The 16500-nt window shown below is 66.7% G+C and carries 15 protein-coding genes; 12 read left to right on the forward strand and 3 right to left on the reverse strand.

From position 1 onward, the window contains the following. Nucleotides 1-110: 110 nt before the first annotated feature. A complete protein-coding gene (locus AB4Z37_RS17430; RefSeq protein ID WP_441518031.1) occupies nt 111-1037 on the reverse strand; it encodes an ABC transporter substrate-binding protein in 927 nt (308 codons plus the stop codon). Nucleotides 1038-1510: 473 nt separating this feature from the next. Here AB4Z37_RS17430 and AB4Z37_RS17435 point away from each other — a divergent pair, with 473 nt between their 5' ends. Genes AB4Z37_RS17435 through AB4Z37_RS17455 form a run of 5 tightly spaced genes read left to right on the forward strand, consistent with a single transcriptional unit; the run spans nt 1511 to nt 6675 of the window. Further along, nucleotides 1511-2599, forward strand: a complete 1089-nt coding sequence (locus AB4Z37_RS17435; RefSeq protein WP_441517998.1) for an ABC transporter substrate-binding protein — start codon at nt 1511-1513, stop codon at nt 2597-2599. Continuing rightward, nucleotides 2577-3611: an ABC transporter permease gene (locus tag AB4Z37_RS17440; RefSeq protein WP_441517999.1), complete on the forward strand. Its 1035-nt coding sequence runs from the start codon at nt 2577-2579 to the stop codon at nt 3609-3611. Before AB4Z37_RS17435 ends, AB4Z37_RS17440 begins: the two co-directional genes overlap by 23 nt. Further along, nucleotides 3605-4390 carry an ABC transporter ATP-binding protein gene (locus tag AB4Z37_RS17445; protein ID WP_441518000.1) on the forward strand — a complete coding sequence of 262 codons (786 nt, stop codon included), beginning with the start codon at nt 3605-3607 and terminating at the stop codon, nt 4388-4390. The genes AB4Z37_RS17440 and AB4Z37_RS17445 overlap by 7 nt, the downstream gene beginning before the upstream one ends. Nucleotides 4391-4403: 13 nt before the next feature. Further along, complete coding sequence (locus AB4Z37_RS17450) at nt 4404-5546, forward strand: acyl-CoA dehydrogenase family protein (protein WP_441518001.1); 1143 nt, start codon at nt 4404-4406, stop codon at nt 5544-5546. Between the two features lie 28 nt (nt 5547-5574). Then, entirely contained in the window at nt 5575-6675 is a 1101-nt protein-coding gene (locus AB4Z37_RS17455) for an LLM class flavin-dependent oxidoreductase (RefSeq protein WP_441518002.1), read from the forward strand. Nucleotides 6676-6754: 79 nt separating this feature from the next. On the opposite strand, the gene AB4Z37_RS17460 is transcribed toward AB4Z37_RS17455, so the two are convergent. Beyond that, nucleotides 6755-7156 carry a VOC family protein gene (locus tag AB4Z37_RS17460; protein ID WP_441518003.1) on the reverse strand — a complete coding sequence of 134 codons (402 nt, stop codon included), beginning with the start codon at nt 7154-7156 and terminating at the stop codon, nt 6755-6757. 106 nt (nt 7157-7262) lie between these two features. Between AB4Z37_RS17460 and AB4Z37_RS17465 the strand changes: the two genes are divergently transcribed. The 3 genes from AB4Z37_RS17465 (at nt 7263) to AB4Z37_RS17475 (ending at nt 10878) form a co-directional block, all read left to right on the forward strand. Beyond that, nucleotides 7263-7745 carry a MarR family winged helix-turn-helix transcriptional regulator gene (locus tag AB4Z37_RS17465; protein ID WP_441518004.1) on the forward strand — a complete coding sequence of 161 codons (483 nt, stop codon included), beginning with the start codon at nt 7263-7265 and terminating at the stop codon, nt 7743-7745. A 143-nt stretch (nt 7746-7888) separates the two neighbouring features. Further along, entirely contained in the window at nt 7889-10246 is a 2358-nt protein-coding gene (locus tag AB4Z37_RS17470; RefSeq protein ID WP_441518005.1) for an Orn/Lys/Arg decarboxylase N-terminal domain-containing protein, read from the forward strand. A gap of 5 nt (nt 10247-10251) precedes the next feature. Continuing rightward, complete coding sequence (locus AB4Z37_RS17475) at nt 10252-10878, forward strand: GNAT family N-acetyltransferase (RefSeq protein WP_441518006.1); 627 nt, start codon at nt 10252-10254, stop codon at nt 10876-10878. A gap of 518 nt (nt 10879-11396) precedes the next feature. On the opposite strand, the gene AB4Z37_RS17480 is transcribed toward AB4Z37_RS17475, so the two are convergent. Then, nucleotides 11397-12347, reverse strand: coding sequence for a catechol 2,3-dioxygenase (locus tag AB4Z37_RS17480; protein WP_441518007.1), 951 nt, complete (start codon nt 12345-12347; stop codon nt 11397-11399). A 114-nt stretch (nt 12348-12461) separates the two neighbouring features. Here AB4Z37_RS17480 and AB4Z37_RS17485 point away from each other — a divergent pair, with 114 nt between their 5' ends. Genes AB4Z37_RS17485 through dctA form a run of 4 tightly spaced genes read left to right on the forward strand, consistent with a single transcriptional unit; the run spans nt 12462 to nt 16463 of the window. Next, nucleotides 12462-13169 (forward strand): TetR/AcrR family transcriptional regulator, encoded by a 708-nt coding sequence (locus tag AB4Z37_RS17485; RefSeq protein ID WP_441518008.1) that lies wholly within the window; start codon nt 12462-12464, stop codon nt 13167-13169. A 35-nt stretch (nt 13170-13204) separates the two neighbouring features. Beyond that, nucleotides 13205-14188 (forward strand): amidohydrolase family protein, encoded by a 984-nt coding sequence (locus AB4Z37_RS17490; RefSeq protein ID WP_441518009.1) that lies wholly within the window; start codon nt 13205-13207, stop codon nt 14186-14188. Between the two features lie 57 nt (nt 14189-14245). Further along, nucleotides 14246-15115, forward strand: coding sequence for an amidohydrolase family protein (locus AB4Z37_RS17495; protein WP_441518010.1), 870 nt, complete (start codon nt 14246-14248; stop codon nt 15113-15115). Nucleotides 15116-15167: 52 nt separating this feature from the next. Then, nucleotides 15168-16463 (forward strand): C4-dicarboxylate transporter DctA, encoded by a 1296-nt coding sequence (gene dctA, locus AB4Z37_RS17500; protein WP_441518011.1) that lies wholly within the window; start codon nt 15168-15170, stop codon nt 16461-16463. The last annotated feature ends 37 nt before the right edge of the window (nt 16464-16500 follow it).

Genomic DNA, 16500 nt, shown 5'->3' on the forward strand with positions numbered 1-16500 from the left:
AAGGATGGCCGTCGCGGGTATGGGGTGCGGTCGGTTGCGCATTCGGACAACGCGCGGGATGCGCCAGGACGGCCGGCGAGGTCATCGCCGGCCGGGAGGCGATGCGCCCGTCAGTTGACGCCGGATGCGGCGTTGAAGCTGCGGTCGAGCGCCTTGCTGACGTCGACGGGCTTGCTGACGAGACCGTAACGCGTGGCGCGGTCGGCGGCCTGCTGGAATTCGCGCTGCACCGTGTCGTCGATCGCGATCGGGCTGGTGCGCTGCGCCGTGTAGGCGCGGGCCAGCACGTCTTCCGGCAGCTTGGTGAGGTCGGCGGTGCTCCTGGCATACGCGGCGACATGGTCGAGCGACCACAGCCGCGCCCTGTTGAGCCGCTGCAGGAAGTCGGCGACCGCCGTGCGCTTGGTAGCGATCGCAGTGTCGGAGGCGACCACGAAGGTGATGGTCGGGGTCAAGCCTTCGCCGTCGGCGACGACGCGGGCGTTGTCCTTCAGTTCGGCGTAGGAGATGTAAGGCTCCCACACCGCCCAGGCGTCGACCGAGCCTGCGAGCAGCGCGACCTTGGCGTCGACCGGGCCGAGCGGCACGAAGGTCGCGTCGTCGAGCCTGTAGCCGGCTTTCTCCAGCGTCGCCGAGATCAGGAACTGGCCCCAGCCGGCGCGGGTGCCGGCGAGCTTCTTGCCTTTGAGGTCCGCCGCCGAGCGGATCGGCGAATCCTGGCGTACCAGGATCGCCTGGGTGCGGGCGTCCGACCGCGTGCCGCCGATCGCCTTGATCGGCGCGCCGGCGGCGAACACGGTCAGGAAGGAGAGGTCGCCGGTGTAGCCGACATCGAGCGCACCGGCGTTGATCGCCTCCAGGATCGGCGCCGCCGCGGGAAACTCCGACCACTCGATCTTGTAAGGCAGGTCCTTGGCGAGGCCGGCGATCTCCAGCAGCGAGCGGTTGCCGCCCTTCTGGTCGCCCACCCGCAGCGTCACCGGCTGGTCGGCGACTGCCGACGTCGCGACGAGGCACGCTGCCATCGCCGCCGCCATCAACTTCAGGCGACGCAGCGTGTGCCGCAGCGACACGAGGGGTGTTGCAGGAATTGCCATGCGGATCAGTCCTTCCATCCATGCTGAGGATTCATGTTTCGCATGCTGTGCGGCGCGCGCGCCGATCGTCAATGAAATGACTGTCTGAAGAAGTCGTTGCGCGGGCAATGTTCGTCTCGAAAACGTCATGCCGATGAAATGATGCGGATGTGGTGAAATCGTTGCGGCCTTTCGGTCCAAGCGCATGGAGAGAACGTCTCCCATGGCTCCGAACTTCAAAATTCCATTTCATTGACGCATCACGCGCTCCGGCACCATCATCGCGGCGGTGGTTCGGTCGTGACGTTTGCCGACATGGTCAGCGTTGCGGGCCGAGCTGCATTTGAATTCAAGGGCCGACGTCGGATTGCTCCGACGCGCAGCGGATGGGCGCTGCGCGGCCGGATATCCGTGTGTTGCGGAGAGAGTGGCTGATGACGACGCGTGACAGGCTGTTCAATCGCAGAACCCTGCTGCAGGGGGCTGGCGCTGCGGCCATTGCCGCGCCGCTCGGGGTGTTCGGGGCGCAGGCGTTTCCGGTCCGCCCGGTCGGCTCCGCCTTCGACGGCGCGCAGGGCGCGATCTGCCGGACGGCGTCCGATGCGCCGCCGCTGAGCGGCGCGCCGCGCAAGCTGAAACTGTCGTGGAACGCCGGTGCGGTCTGTCTCGCGCCATTGCCGGTGGCGATCGACCACGGCTTTTTCCAGAAGCACAATCTCGATGTCGAGCTCATCAACTACAGTGGCTCGACCGACCAGTTGCTCGAAGCGATCGCGACCGGCAAGAGCGATGCCGGCCTCGGCATGGCGCTGCGCTGGCTCAAGCCGCTGGAGCAGGGTTTTGACGTCAAGATCGCGGCCGGAACCCATGGCGGCTGCATGCGCGTGCTGACGCGCGCCGATTCCGGACTCAAAGGTCTCGCCGATCTCAAAGGGCGCCCGGTCGGCGTCGGCGATCTCGCGGGGCCTGACAAGAATTTCTTTTCGATCCAGCTCGCCAAGCTGGGCATCGATCCCACGACCGAGGTGGACTGGCGGCCGTATCCGGCGAACCTGCTGCAGCTCGCGGTGGAGAAGGGCGAGGTGCAGGCGGTGCTGGTAGCCGATCCCGTCGCCTATCTCTGGCTCAAGGACAGCGCCTACAAGGAGATCGCGTCCAACCTCGACGGTGACTACAAGGATAAGACCTGCTGCATCCTCGGCCTGCGCGGCGGCCTCGTGCGCGACGAGCCGCAGGTGGCGCGCGCCGTCACCCAGGCGCTGCTCGATGCGGCCGCGTTCACGTCGCACAATCCCGAACTGGCGGCGAGGTCATTCCAGCCTTACGCGCCAAAGGGGGCGACGCTGGCGGACCTCGAGGGCATGGTGCGTTACCACACCCATCACCATCATCCCGTCGGCGCGGCGCTGAAGCAGGAACTCAAGGCCTACGCCGACGATCTCAAGCGGGTCGCGGTGTTCAAGCCGTCGACCGACACGGCGAAGTTCGCGGAGAGAATCTATGTCGACGTTCTTGGCGTCTGACGACGTCCCGTATCATCCGTCGTCTGCGGCGGGCGACGCTGTGCCGGGCGCGCACGGCTGGCTGCGCCATGCGCGTGAGGTCGCGCCGGGATTGGCGGCGGCCACCGCGTGGCTCGCTTTCGGCTGGTCGTGCCTGTGGTGGGATGACGTCGGCGACTGGTCCCGCACCCACGATCTCGCTGTCGCGGCGTTCGTGATCGCGGCGCTGCTCGGCGTCTTCACCGTGGGCGCGACGTGGCTGGGCCGTGGCGAGGGGCTGCGGCAGCGCGCGCCGTGGTTCATCGTGCTCGGCCTGTTCCTGGCGTTGTGGGAGGTCGCCACCGCCAAGCTGGCCTGGCTGCCGCTGCCGTTCTTCCCGCCGCCGCAGGCGATCATCGAGGTCTACACCGACGACGTGCCGAAACTTGCCGCCAGTGTCTGGGCCTCCGTCAAGCTGCAACTCGGCGGCTACATCATCGGCGCGGTGGTCGGCTTCGTCACCGGTGTGGCGATCGGCTGGTCGCGCAGCGTCGGCTACTGGGTGCACCCGATCCTGCGCTTCATCGGCCCGCTGCCGGCGACGGCGTGGTTGCCGATCGCGTTCTTCTCGTTTCCGTCGAGCTGGAGCGCCAGCACCTTCCTGATCGCGCTTGCGACCGGCTTTCCGGTCACGGTGCTGACCTGGTCGGGCGTCGCAAGCGTCAGCAGTGCCTATTACGATGTTGCCCGCACGCTCGGCGCCAAGCCGTCGTTCCTCGTTCTCAAGGTTGCGATCCCCGCGGCGCTGCCGCATGTCTTCGTCGGCCTGTTCATGGGCCTCGGCGCATCGTTCGCAGTGCTGGTGGTCGCCGAGATGATGGGCGTCAAGGCCGGCCTCGGCTGGTACCTGCAGTGGGCACAGGGCTGGGCGGCCTATGCCAACATGTATGCGGCGCTCTTCGTGATGTCGCTGCTGTGCTCCGGCGCCATCACGCTGCTGTTCAAGGTGCGCGATCACCTCCTGGTCTGGCAGAAGGGGGTCGTCAAATGGTAGCGCTGGCAGCCAAGTCCCAACCGGCCGGCGCGTCACTCGATATCGCCGGGGTCAGCCACCAGTTCGACATCGACGGCAAGGCGCTGCCGGTGCTCGACGACATCAGCTTCAGTGTGCAGCCCGGCGAGTTCGTGGCGCTGCTCGGCCCCTCGGGCTGCGGCAAGTCCACATTGCTGCGGCTCGTCGCCGGCCTCGAGCCGCCGCGGGCCGGCCTCTTGCGCGAGGACGGCGAGCCGATCACCGGTCCCTGGCCGTCGCGGGTGGTCGTGTTCCAGGATCCGACGCTGTTTCCCTGGCGCACGGTGTGGAACAACGTCGCGCTCGGGCTGGAAGCGCAGGGCATCCTGCGCAGCGAGCGGCGTCGCGTCGACGCGGCGATCGATCTCGTCGGCCTGTCGGCGTTCCGCAGCGCCTATCCGCACCAGCTGTCCGGCGGCATGGCCCAGCGCGTGGCGCTGGCGCGGGCGCTGGTGAATGATCCCCGCATCCTGGTGCTGGATGAGCCGCTCGGCAAACTGGACTCGCTGACCCGCATTACCATGCAGTCCGAGCTGGTGTCGCTGTGGCAGCGCTCCGGCTTCACCGCGCTGCTGGTCACCCATGACGTCGAGGAGGCGCTGTTCCTCGCCAACCGGGTGATCGTGTTCAGCGACCGCCCGGCCAAGGTCAAGGCCGACATCGCGGTCGAGCTGCCATATCCGCGCCACCGCGGCGATCCGCATCTCGCCGACCTGCGGCGGCGGATCCTCGGCCTGCTCGGCCTCGACGCGACCTGGTGAACGGGGCTGTGTGATGGACGCCGTGGCGACGATCTTCGACAGGGCGCACCTGCTGGCATCGGGGTTCGCCGCCCGTGCGGCGCAGCATGACCGCGATCGCAGCTTTCCGTTCGAGAATTTTCGCGAGCTCGCCGACGCCGGCCTGCTGGCGCTGACCGTGCCAGCGGCGCGTGGCGGCCTCGGTGGCGGGGTGCGCGATGCCGCGCACGTGCTTGGTATCGTCGGCCACGCCGATCCGTCGACCGCGCTGGTGCTGTCGATGCACTACATCCAGCATCTCACGATTGCCGTGAACCCGGCATGGCCGCCGCATCTCGCGCACCGGCTCGCCCGCGAGACGCTCGACGGCATCGCGCTGGTCAACGCGCTGCGCGTCGAACCGGAATTGGGCTCGCCCGCGCGCGGCGGCCTGCCGGCGACGGTGGCGCGGCGCACCGCTGATGGCTGGCGCCTCAGCGGCCATAAGATCTATTCGACGGGCGCGCCAATCCTGAAGTGGTATGTGGTGTGGGCGCGCACCGACGAGGCCGAGCCGCGGGTGGGCGCATTCCTGGTGCCGGCCGGTGGAGAAGGCATCCGTATCCATGAAACCTGGGATCATCTCGGCTTGCGCGCGAGCGGCAGCCACGACGTGCTGTTCGACGATGTCGCGATCCCGGCCGATCATGCGGTCGACATCCGCACGCCGGCGCAGTGGCGCGCCGTCGAGGGCGCCCAGGTGCCGCTACATGCGGTGCTGATCCCGGCGATCTATGACGGCGTCGCCCGCGCAGCGCGCGACTGGCTGATCACCTTCCTGAAGACGCGGACGCCCGCGAGCCTCGGCGCACCGCTGGCGACGCTGCCACGGGCGCACGACGTCGTCGGCGGCATCGAGGCGCGCCTCGCCGTCAATGCGCGGCTGATCGGCAGCTTTGCCGACGATTGCGACAGCGGCCGGGAGATCGCGACGACGGAAGCCAACATCATCAAGCTGACCGTGACCAACAATGCCGTCGAGGTGGTGGAGGCGGCGCTGTCGCTGACCGGCAATCACGGCCTGACGCGGTCCAACCCGCTGGAGCGGCATTACCGCGACGTGCTGTGCGCGAGGGTGCACACGCCGCAGGACGATTCCACCCGCGTCGCCGCCGGGCGGCTCGCGCTCGGGATCTGACACAACGACATCTTGCAGGGAGCAGTCCATGTCCGTGGAGTTCATCGGCTACATCAGCAACAACAACGCCTCCGAAACCATCGTTCGGAACGGCCCGGTGCTCGACCGCCATCACATCGAGACGGTGGCGAAGGCCCACGAGAACGCCGGCTTCGACCGCGTGCTGCTCGCGTTTCACTCCACCATTCCGGACAGCCTGCAGGTCGGCCAGCATGTGCTGGGTGTCACCGACAAGCTCAATGTGCTGATCGCCCAGCGCCCCGGATTCACCGCGCCGACGCTGCTGGCGCGGCAGCTCGCGACCATTGACCAGCTCTGGCGCGGCCGCGTCGCGCTGCATGTCATTACCGGCGGTAACGCCGTCGAGCTGCGCCAGGACGGCAACACCCTTGACGACAAGGACGAGCGCTACGCCCGCACCGACGAGTTCCTCGACGTGGTGCGCGCCGAGTGGAGCAGCCCCAGGCCGTTCGACTATCGCGGCAAGTACTACCAGGTGGAGCAGGGCTTCTCGCAGGTCAAGCCGTACCGGGCCGAGGGCATTCCGGTCTTCGTCGGCGGCGCGTCGGACGCGGCCATCGAGGTCGCCGGCAAGCATGCCGACACCTTTGCGCTGTGGGGCGAATCCTACGACCAGGTGCGTGACGTCACCGCGCGGGTGCGGTCAGCTGCGGCCCGGCACGGGCGGCCGGCGCCGCGTTTCAGCCTGTCGGTGCGGCCGATCCTCGCGGAGACCGAAGAGAAGGCTTGGGCCAAGGCGGAAGCGATCCTGGAGCGCGCCACCGCATTGCAGGACCAGACTGGGTATCGCCGTCCGGCCGACGGCCGCGCCACCGCCGGCGCCAAGCGGTTGTTGGCGCTGGCCGAGCAGGGCAGCCGTATCGACAAGCGGCTGTGGACCGAGATTGCGAAACTCACCGGCGCCAACAGCAACACCACGGCGCTGGTCGGCACGCCCGAGCAGGTCGCCGAGGTGTTCGGCGACTATTACGATCTCGGCATCAGCCATTTCCTGATCCGCGGCTTCGATCCTCTGATCGACGCCATCGACTATGGCCGCGAGCTGATTCCGCTGACCCGCAAGCGGATTGCCGAGCGGCAGGCGACGCGGGGCGTCGCCGCCGAATGATCCATCGGCTGGCTTGTCGCCAGCCTGCCGCTCATCGTCTCGGCGGGGACGGCGCGCTGCGCGGGGGCGTGGTCCGCGTTCAGGCGTTCGCGGTGTTCATCCAGACGATCTCCCAGACATAGCCATCCAGGTCTTCGATGTGGCGGTTGTACATGAAGCCGAGGTCCTGCGCCGGGTTGGGATCGGCTCTGCCGCCCGCCGCCACCGCGCGCGCCACCGTGGCATCGACAACATCGCGGTCGTCGACCGTCAGGGCGTACAGAGCCTGACTGTCGGCTCGCGCGTCGCCGATCGGGCGCTTGGTGAATTCGCGATAGTAATCGTGGGTCAACAGCATCACCCCGATTGCGTCCGCGAACATCAGCGAGGTCGAATTCTCCCCCGAAAACTGCGGGTTCACCGTGCCGCCGAGCGCCACGTAGAACGCCGTCGCCGCGGCGAGATCGCGCACGGGCAGGTTCACCAAAATCATCTTGGACATCGTTTTTCCCTCTAAAGTCGTCGGAAGCCGCGCTATTGCCCTTGTTCCGAGCTGATAGGGGCTAAGTATCTTGATATCAAGATACTTGATAGAGAGATAATCGTCGATGGACCGTGCCGAGGCTGCCTCCGAACAATGGGCCCGCGAGCGCCCCGATCTCCCAACCCTGCCGGTGGAAACGGTCGGTCGCCTGCTCGATGCCGCCGCGCGGGTGATCCGCGATCACATGAACCCGTTGCTTGCGGAAGCGGACCTGCAGGTCGGCGAGTTCGATGTGCTGACGCCGCTCAGGCGCGCCGGTGAGCCCTACATGTTGTCGCCGACCCAGTTGTACGAATCGGCCATGATCTCCTCCGGCGGCATGACCAGCCGCCTGGACCGGCTGGAGCGCGCCGGGTTGATTGAGCGCCGCCCCGATCCCAACGACCGGCGCGGCAGGCAGGTCGCGCTGACGGTTGCCGGCAAGCGCGCAATCGACGATTTGATTGGCCCCATGGTGGCGCTTGAGGAGCGCATGCTGTCCGTGCTGACACCGGCGGAGCAGACAACCCTCAACTTGCTCCTCAAGAAGCTGCTGACCGGCCTCTAGGTTGAGCCTGATGCGGCGCGGGCATCGTGCCGCCGGGCGTAAATCCACAAGCCTCGACGATCGGCGGGTGATAGTCATATCACTGTCATCTTCGTCCTGAAATGTCGGGCGAGCCTCCCACCCCTTGGACCCGTGGCGGACCCATGAACTTCTTCCAACGCTTCACTTTTCTTTTTTCGGCGCCGGTGTTCGACGCGGACGATCTCGAGGGGCTGCGGCTCCAGCAGATCATGGCCGCGATCGAGCATATGGGCTTTCAGGTGGTCAAGGCGCGCCGCATCGAGGATGCGGAGATCGCGGTGCAGACCGACGCCGCCATCGGCTGCATGGTGGTCGACTGGGGCAAGAAGGGGCTGGAGGGCAAGGCCGCGTCCCTGATCGCCCTGATGCGCCGCCGGGGCCTGGAGATGCCGATCGTGCTCTTGGTGCGGCGCAAGCGCTTCGAGGACATCCCGGTCGAGGTGCTCGACTTCATCGACGGCTACATCTTCCTCGCCGAGGAGACCCCCGAGTTCATCGCCAAGAACTTGGTCAGCCGCCTCAAGCAGTATGCCGAGACCCTGAAGACGCCATTCTTCGGCGCGCTGTCGGATTTCGCCGAGGAGGGCAACCAGCTATGGACCTGTCCGGGTCACAATGGCGGCATCTTCTACAGCCGCAGCCCGATCGGGCGGATCTTCATGGAGCATCTCGGCGAGGCCGTGTTCCGTGACGACCTCGACAACTCCGTGCTCGAACTCGGCGACCTCCTGACCCATGAGGGGCCGGCGCTGCAGGCGCAGAAGGAAGCCGCGACCATCTTCGGGGCCGAAAAAACCTACTTCGTTCTCAACGGCACCTCGGCGTCCAACAAGATCGTGCTGTCGGCGCTGGTCGCCGAGGGCGATCTCGTGCTGTTCGACCGCAACAACCACAAGGCCGCGCATCACGGCGCACTGCTGCTCGGCGGCGGCACGCCGGTGTACCTGCCGACCGAGCGCAACGCCTACGGCCTGATCGGTCCGATCACGCCGGCTTCGCTCGATGAGGCAACGATCCGCGCCGCGATCGCGGCGAGCCCGCTGGTCAAGGACCCGGAGGCGGCGACCCGCCGCCGTCCGTTCCGCGTCGCGGTGATCGAGCAGTGCACCTATGACGGCACCATCTACAACGCCCAGAAGCTGCTGGAGAAGATCGGCCCGCTCTGCGACTACATCCTGTTCGACGAGGCCTGGGCCGGCTTCATGAAATTCCATCCGATCTATGCCGAGCGCTTCGCGATGGGGCTGCGCGAGCTCGGACCGGACGCGCCCGGCATCATCGCCACCCAGTCGACCCACAAGCAGCTCGCGAGCTTCTCGCAGGCTTCGCAGATCCATGTCAGGGATCGCCACATCAAGGGCCAGCGCCGCCGCGTCGAGCACCGCCGCTTCAACGAGAGCTTCTTGCAGCACGCCTCGACGTCGCCGTTCTATCCGCTGTTCGCCTCGCTTGACGTCGGCGCGCAGATGATGAAGGGCCGCTCGGGTGAGGTGCTGTGGGACGACACCATCCGCCTCGGCATCGAGCTGCGCAAGAAGCTGCGCGCCGTCCGCCGCGAGTTCGACGAGAAGGAAAGCGATCCGGTCCGCCGCTGGTTTTTCGATCCATTCGTGCCGGACCGGGTGTCGATCCCGGACGTGGCGCGCGAGGGCGGGTCGCATGACGTGCCCTGGGAAAGTCTGTCGACCGACCAGCTCGCCAGCAAGGCGAGCTACTGGGAATTCAAGCCGGGCGCGTCCTGGCATGGCTTTGCCAACCTCGCGCCGGGCCTCGCCATCACCGACCCGAACAAGCTGACGCTGCTGACGCCGGGGCTCGACCGTAAGACCGGCCAGTATGAGGCGCACGGCATCCCGGCGCCGGTGGTCGCGCAGTATCTCCGCGAGAACCGCGTCGTGCCGGAAAAGAACGACCTCAACTCGCTGCTGTTCCTGCTCACCCCGGGCGTGGAATCGAGCAAGGCCGGCACGCTGGTCAGCGCGCTCGTCGCGTTCAAGCGCCTGCACGACGACAACGCGCTGCTCGACGATGTGATGCCGGAGTTCGTCGCGCGCCGGCCGGCGCGCTACCGTGGCGTGCGGCTGCGCAACCTGTGCGGCGAGATGCATGCGTTCTACCGCTCCGCCAACATCAGCGAGCTGCAGAAGGCCCAGTTCCGTGCCGAGCACCTGCCGGAGCCGGCGATGACGCCGTATCAGGCGTCGCGCTACCTCGTGCGCAACGACGTCGATTACCTGCCGATCGACGAGATCGACGGCCGCATCGCCACGACGCTGTTCGTGGTCTATCCGCCCGGCATCGCCACCATCGTGCCCGGCGAGCGGATCACGGAGCGCGCGAAACCGATGATCGCGTATCTCAAGGCGTTCGAGCAGGCGGAAAACCTGTTTCCCGGCTTCGGCGCCGAAATCCAGGGCCTCTATCGCGAAATCGATGCCAGCGGTACCATCCGCTTCCACACCTATGTCGTGCGCGAGTGACCGCCATGGCTGAACCCGGTCTCGACCTGTCGTCATCCGCTGCGGCGTGTCCGGCGCCGACGATCACCATTCGGCCATCGCGCGACGACGATGTCGACGCGATGCTGGCGATCTATCGCTATCACATCCGCCACGGCGTCGAGCCCGGTGCGGTGCAGGCCGCCGAGCCGCTCGATCCCGACGACTTGAAGCAGCGGCGCAAGAACATGCGCAGCCGCCGTCTGCCGCATATCGTCGCCGAGATCGATGGCATCATTGTCGGCTACGCCTATGCGGTGCTGTTCCGCAAGCGCCCGGCCTATCGCTACACCGCCAAGCACTCGATCTATGTGCACCACGACCACATGCGCGCCGGGGTGGGGCGGGTGCTGCTGCCGGCGCTGGTCGACGCCTGCGCGGCGGCGGGTTATCGCCAGCTCATCGGCTACATCGACGCCGCCAACGCCGCCTCGATCCGCCTGCACGAGAACTGCGGTTTTCGCCAGGTCGGCTACCTGCCGGCGATCGGCTACAAGTTCGGCCACTGGTCGGCCACCGTGATGATGCAGCGCTCCCTCGGCGCCGGCGACACCACGCCGCCGGACTCGGTGCTGACCCATCCGGCGGCGGGCGGGCCGGACGGGCACGGCTGAGGCGCGGGACGCCGGATGCGGGACGGCGCCTTCGGACGGGCCATGTCCGTCCACATGTGCAGCACGTAGCCCGGATGAACGCTTTACTGCTCATGGTGAGGAGCGCAGCGTAGCTGCGCGTCTCGAACCATGAGGCCGCAGTATTTGCCGTTTGTCTCTCGGCCCCATCCTTCGAGACGCCCGCCGCGCGGGCTCCTCAGGATGAAGAGAAAGGCCGCGAATGAACGCGTAGCCCGGATGAGAGCAGCGGGACGGTTGCGAAAGATCACCCGCATGTCGCTTCGCTCATGCGGGCTGCGGGGCGACGCACTTTCATCTGATGCAGCCCTCCTCATGGTGAGGAGCGCGGCACGCCGCGCGTCTCGAACCATGAGGCCCATGCGCCTGTAGTTCGCTTCTCGGCCTCATCTTTGGAGACGCCCGCTGCGCGGGCTCCTCAGGATGAGGTGAGAGTTCGTACGCGCTTCGAGACGCTTGGTTTCATGCATTTCTGGATAAGGGACTAAGGCCTGCTACCCTCACACCGGAGGCGTGCCATGGGTGTGGAAGGACTCGATGGTCTTCAGCCCCCACGCCTGGCCCTTCTTGCGCTCCTCTTCGGTCCATACGATCGGCTTCCAGTCGGGGGCGAGGACCAGCCGCGCGCCGGCATTGGCGACTTCGACGCGGTTGCCGCCGGGCTCGTAGACATAAAGGAAGAAGGTCTGCTGCACCGCATGCTTGTGCGGGCCGGTCTCGATGTACACACCGTTCTCCAGGAAGATGTCGGCGGCGCGCAAAATCTCCTCGCGGCTGTCGAGCGCGTAGGTGACATGGTGGAAGCGGCCTTTGGTGCCTGAGTGGTCGCGGGTGTAGGCGAAGTCGTAGCTCTTGTTCGACACTGTCAGCCACATGCCGGCCTCGGTGCCGTCGTTCAGCACGATCTGCTCGGTGAGACGGCAGCCGAGGTAGTTTTCGAAGAACAGGCGGTTGGCCTTGATGTCGACGGCGAGGCAGTTGAGATGGTCGAGGCGGCGGACATTGACGCCGCGGGCCGGGAAGCGCTGGGCCTGGTTCTTCAGCGCGGGCTTGAGTTCGGGCGGGGCCTCGTACCACTCGGTCTCGTAATAGAGCTCGACCACATGCCCGTCGGGATCGCGGCAGCGGAATGCCGGCCCGTGGCCGAGATCGCCGTCGATCCAGCCGATGTCGTGACCGGATCCTTTCAGCGCGGCGACGCGGCGCTCGAGCGCCTGCGGGCTGCGCGCGCGGAACGCCATGTGACCCATGCCTGACGTGTTCGAGGCCGTCAGCTTCAGTGTCGCGCGCTCGTAGTCGTCCCAGCCGCGCAGGTAGACGGAGTCGCCCTGGCGACCGCTGACGGTCATGCCCATCACGTCGACAAAGAATTTGAGGCTCTCGTCCGGCTTCGGGGTGAGCATTTCGACATGGCCGAGATGGGCGAGGTCGAGGATCGGTTCCGGCGTCATGGGCGCGTCTCCTGTTGGCGGCGGTCGCGTCTTATTGACAAGACCATATCTTTTGTACATTTGTACAAAAGTACGCAGGCGGCGGCAACACCGGAGCAAGGACGGAAGAGGGCCATGGCGCGGAACCCGAACATGCGGGAAGCGATCCTGAGCGCGGCGGAGCAGCTGTTCTCAACCCATGGCTACGATGCCGTCTCGATCCGCGACATCGCTCAGGCCGCGGGCGCCAATCCCGGCAGCGTGACCTATCATTTCAAGAGCAAGGACGGCCTTCTGCTCGAGATCTACCGCCGCCACTGCGGGCCGATGAACCAGCGCCGCATCGAGCTTCTGGTCGCGGCCAAGCGCATCAGCGACATGCAGCAGCGGCTGGAGGCGATCGTGCGCGCCTATGTGCTGCCGGCGTTCTCCTCCAGCAGCGATCTCGCCGGAGGCGGCGCGCGCTTCACGCGGCTGCGCGCGGTGATGTCGGCGGAGGGCAACGCGGTGGTCGGCCGCATCATCGCGGAGATTTTTGACGACACCACCCAGGCTTTCATCGCCGCGATCCGCGAGAGCCTGCCGCATCTGCCGCTCACGACGGTGGTGTGGCGCTGCCAGTTCCTGCTGGGGGCGTTGTACTACACGCTGATCACCCCCGAGCGCGTGACGCGCCTGTCGCGCGGCGAGGCGGATGGCTCCGATGTCGCCCACGCCATCGAGGAACTGGTCGCCTCGACGGTGGCGTCGCTGCAGGCGCCCGGCGTGGTCGATGTTCCGGTCGCGGCGAGCGCCGACCGGCCGGCGGCGCGCGCGGCCAAGCGCGTGGCGGCCGCCAAATAGGGCCGGCGAACAACAAGAATAAGGGAGAGAACGGCATGCGCAGGCGTGATCTGTTGGCGGCAAGTGCGGGGCTCGGCGTCGCGGCTTGGGCCGGAGGTCTGCCGCCGGCGTGTGCCGCGGACGGCGAGGCGCGGGCGATCCCCGCGATTCCCACGATTCCTGGGCCCGATCCCGACACGCGGACGCCGAAGTTCAGGTTGCCCGCCGGCAGTGTCGACACCCACACCCATATCTTCGGTCCCGCCGCGACCTATCCGTTCTCGCCGAAGCGGCCGTATTCTCCGCCGGACGCGCCGCTCGCCATGTTTCGCAGCCTGCACGACAAGATCGGCGTCGCGCGTGCCGTCATCGTCAACGCAACGGTCCATGGCTTCGACAACCGCGTGGTCACCGACGCCATCGCGCAGAGTGAGGGCCGTTATCTCGGCATCGCCAACATCAATGACGCCATGTCCGACGCCGAGCTGCACGCCCTCGACAAGGCCGGCATCCGCGGCTGCCGCTTCGCCTCCCTGAAGCGGCTCGGTGGTGTCGGCGACATGAAGGTGTTCCGTCGCCTCGTCGACCGCGTCGCGGCGATCGGCTGGCACGTCGACATCTACCTGGAGCAGGGCACCGTGCGCGAATTTGCTCCGATCCTGCAGGCGCTGCCGGTGACTTATGTGATCGACCACATGGGCACCATCGATGCCGGCAAGGGCCTCGACGATCCGGAGTTCAAGGCGTTGCTGGCGCTGCAGCGCGCGGACGAGAAGTGCTGGATCAAGATTACCGGCCCGGAGCGTGCCTCCGCCACCGGCGCGCCGTTCCATGACGTGGTGCCGTTCGCCAGGGCCCTGATCGACAATGCGCCCGATCGCGTGATCTGGGGCACCGACTGGCCGCATCCGAACGTCAAGGTGATGCCCAACGACGGCGATCTCGCCGATCTCGTTCCGCTCTACGCGCCCGAGGCCGACATGCAGCGCAAGCTGCTGGTCGCCAATCCGGATCGGCTGTTCTGGCGCCGGCGCAAATGACCACGCGGCGCGCGGCTGTCCCGCGCGCCGGATGACAACGACCACACAGGGATCGCCATGCTCAAGCCGACCATTCCCGGACCCGACCCCGACACCCGCACGCCGGCATTCAAGCTGCCGCCGCTCGCCTGCGACGCCCACACCCACATCTTCGGGCCGCACGACACCTATCCCTATGCGCCGAACCGGCCCTACACGCCGCCGGACGCGCCGCTCGCCGACTTCCGCGCGCTGCACAGGAAGCTCGGCATCGGCCGCGCCGTCATCGTCAACGCCAGCGTGCATGGCACCGACAACCGCGTCGCGCTCGACGCCATCGCCGCAAGCGGCGGCACCTACCGCGCCGTCGCCAACATCGACGGCACCATCACCGAGCGGGGCTTGCGTGAGCTGCACGAGGGCGGCTTCCGCGGCTGTCGCTTCAACTTCGTGCGCCATCTCGGCGGCGTGCCTGATATGGCCGTGTTCCACCGCATCGTCGCCATGATCGCGCCGCTCGGCTGGCACGTCGACCTGCACTTCGATGCCATCGACCTGCCGGAATATGCCGATCTCCTGGCAAAGCTGCCGGTGCGTTACACCATCGACCACATGGGCCGGGTGAAAGCCTCCGACGGTCTCGACCAGCTGCCGTTCCGCACCCTGATCGACCTGATGCAGCGCGATGACAAGTGCTGGGTCAAGGTCTGCGGCTGCGAGCGGGTATCGTCAAGCGGCCCGCCATTCCATGACGCAGTGCCGTTCGCGCGCAAGATTGTCGAGACCGCGCCGGACCGGGTGATCTGGGGCACCGACTGGCCGCATCCCAATGTCAAGGTGATGCCGAACGACGGCGATCTCGTCGACCTGATTCCGCTGTTCCTGCCGGAGGCGGAATGGCAGCAGCTGGTGCTGGTCGACAACCCGGCGCGGCTGTTCGAATTCTGAACGCGCCGCCAAGCCAACAACAAGACAGGGGAAACGACAGGTGAGCATCTCGATGACGCAGGCGACTGCCGCTCGACGACCGACGAAGGCATGGTGGAAGGAGCTGTGGGTCCAGGTGATGGTTGCCATGGCGCTCGGCATCGCGCTCGGCGTCTGGCGGCCGGATCTGGGAGCCCAGATGCAGCCGTTCGGCGACGCCTTCATCAAGGCGATCCGCATGCTGATCGCGCCGATCATCTTCTGCACGGTGGTCAACGGCATCGCCCACATGGCCGACATGGCCAAGGTGGGGCGGGTGGCGATCAAGGCGATCGTCTACTTCGAGGTGGTCACGACGTTCGCGCTGATCATCGGCCTCGTCGCGGTCAACCTGTGGCAGCCCGGCGCGGGCATGAACGTCGACGTCTCGACCATCAATCCCAGCGTCATCGAACCCTACGTCAAGCAGACGTCGGCGGTCGGCTTCGTGCCGTTCCTGATGAACATCATTCCCAACACCTTCGTCGGCGCCTTTGCGGAGGGGCATATCCTGCAGGTGCTGTTCCTGTCGGTGATGTGCGGCTTCGCGCTGATCTGGCTCGGCGACAAGGCAAAGCCCATGACCGATGTGCTGGAGGTCGCCGCCAAGATGGTGTTCGGCCTCGTGCGCATCGTGATGTGGGCGGCGCCGCTCGGTGCGTTCGGCGCCATCGCCTTCACCGTCGGCAAGTTCGGCGTCGGCTCGCTGTCCTCGCTCGGCAAGCTGATCGGCGGCTTCTACGTCACCTGCATCATTTTCATCGCCATCGTGCTCGGTCCGATCGCGGCGCTGTGTGGCGCCAATCTCCTCAAGCTGATCCGCTATATCTGGGAAGAGCTGCTGGTGTGCATCGCGACGACCTCGTCGGAGACAGTGCTGCCGCGCATGATCAGCAAGCTCGAGGCACTGGGGTGCGAAAAGAGCATTGTCGGTCTCGTGATTCCAACCGGCTATTCGTTCAACCTCGACGGCACCTGTCTCTATCTGGCAACCGCTGCCGTGTTCCTGGCGCAGGCCACCAACACTCACTTCGACGTCAGCCATCAGATCGGCCTGTTGCTGATCCTGCTGGTCACCTCGAAGGGGGCGGCGGGGATCGCGGGTGCAGCCTTCGTGGTGCTGGCCGCGACGTTGGCGGCGGGCGGCACCATTCCGGTGGCGAGCGTCGCGCTGGTGCTCGGGGTGCACCGCCTGATGTCGCAGGCGCTGACGCCGACCAACCTCGTCGGCAATGCGGTCGCGACCATCGTCATCGCCAGGTGGGAAAACGCGCTCGACATGACGCAGATGCGCAGGGTTCTCGACGGAGAGCCGGCGCCCACCGCCTGATCATCTTCCAACCTGTTCAATACGGAAAGGACACAAC

This window comes from Bradyrhizobium sp. 2TAF24, from assembly GCF_052115025.1.
Taxonomy (GTDB): domain Bacteria; phylum Pseudomonadota; class Alphaproteobacteria; order Rhizobiales; family Xanthobacteraceae; genus Bradyrhizobium_A.

Excerpts from the sequence above, each read along its gene's own strand:
- AB4Z37_RS17430 (WP_441518031.1), bottom strand. The coding sequence starts at position 1,037 with ATGGCGGCGGCGATGGCAGCGTGCCTCGTCGCGACGTCGGCAGTCGCC.
- AB4Z37_RS17435 (WP_441517998.1), top strand. The coding sequence starts at position 1,511 with ATGACGACGCGTGACAGGCTGTTCAATCGCAGAACCCTGCTGCAGGGG.
- AB4Z37_RS17440 (WP_441517999.1), top strand. The coding sequence starts at position 2,577 with ATGTCGACGTTCTTGGCGTCTGACGACGTCCCGTATCATCCGTCGTCT.
- AB4Z37_RS17445 (WP_441518000.1), top strand. The coding sequence starts at position 3,605 with ATGGTAGCGCTGGCAGCCAAGTCCCAACCGGCCGGCGCGTCACTCGAT.
- AB4Z37_RS17450 (WP_441518001.1), top strand. The coding sequence starts at position 4,404 with ATGGACGCCGTGGCGACGATCTTCGACAGGGCGCACCTGCTGGCATCG.
- AB4Z37_RS17455 (WP_441518002.1), top strand. The coding sequence starts at position 5,575 with ATGTCCGTGGAGTTCATCGGCTACATCAGCAACAACAACGCCTCCGAA.
- AB4Z37_RS17460 (WP_441518003.1), bottom strand. The coding sequence starts at position 7,156 with ATGTCCAAGATGATTTTGGTGAACCTGCCCGTGCGCGATCTCGCCGCG.
- AB4Z37_RS17465 (WP_441518004.1), top strand. The coding sequence starts at position 7,263 with ATGGACCGTGCCGAGGCTGCCTCCGAACAATGGGCCCGCGAGCGCCCC.
- AB4Z37_RS17470 (WP_441518005.1), top strand. The coding sequence starts at position 7,889 with ATGAACTTCTTCCAACGCTTCACTTTTCTTTTTTCGGCGCCGGTGTTC.
- AB4Z37_RS17475 (WP_441518006.1), top strand. The coding sequence starts at position 10,252 with ATGGCTGAACCCGGTCTCGACCTGTCGTCATCCGCTGCGGCGTGTCCG.
- AB4Z37_RS17480 (WP_441518007.1), bottom strand. The coding sequence starts at position 12,347 with ATGACGCCGGAACCGATCCTCGACCTCGCCCATCTCGGCCATGTCGAA.
- AB4Z37_RS17485 (WP_441518008.1), top strand. The coding sequence starts at position 12,462 with ATGGCGCGGAACCCGAACATGCGGGAAGCGATCCTGAGCGCGGCGGAG.
- AB4Z37_RS17490 (WP_441518009.1), top strand. The coding sequence starts at position 13,205 with ATGCGCAGGCGTGATCTGTTGGCGGCAAGTGCGGGGCTCGGCGTCGCG.
- AB4Z37_RS17495 (WP_441518010.1), top strand. The coding sequence starts at position 14,246 with ATGCTCAAGCCGACCATTCCCGGACCCGACCCCGACACCCGCACGCCG.
- dctA (WP_441518011.1), top strand. The coding sequence starts at position 15,168 with ATGACGCAGGCGACTGCCGCTCGACGACCGACGAAGGCATGGTGGAAG.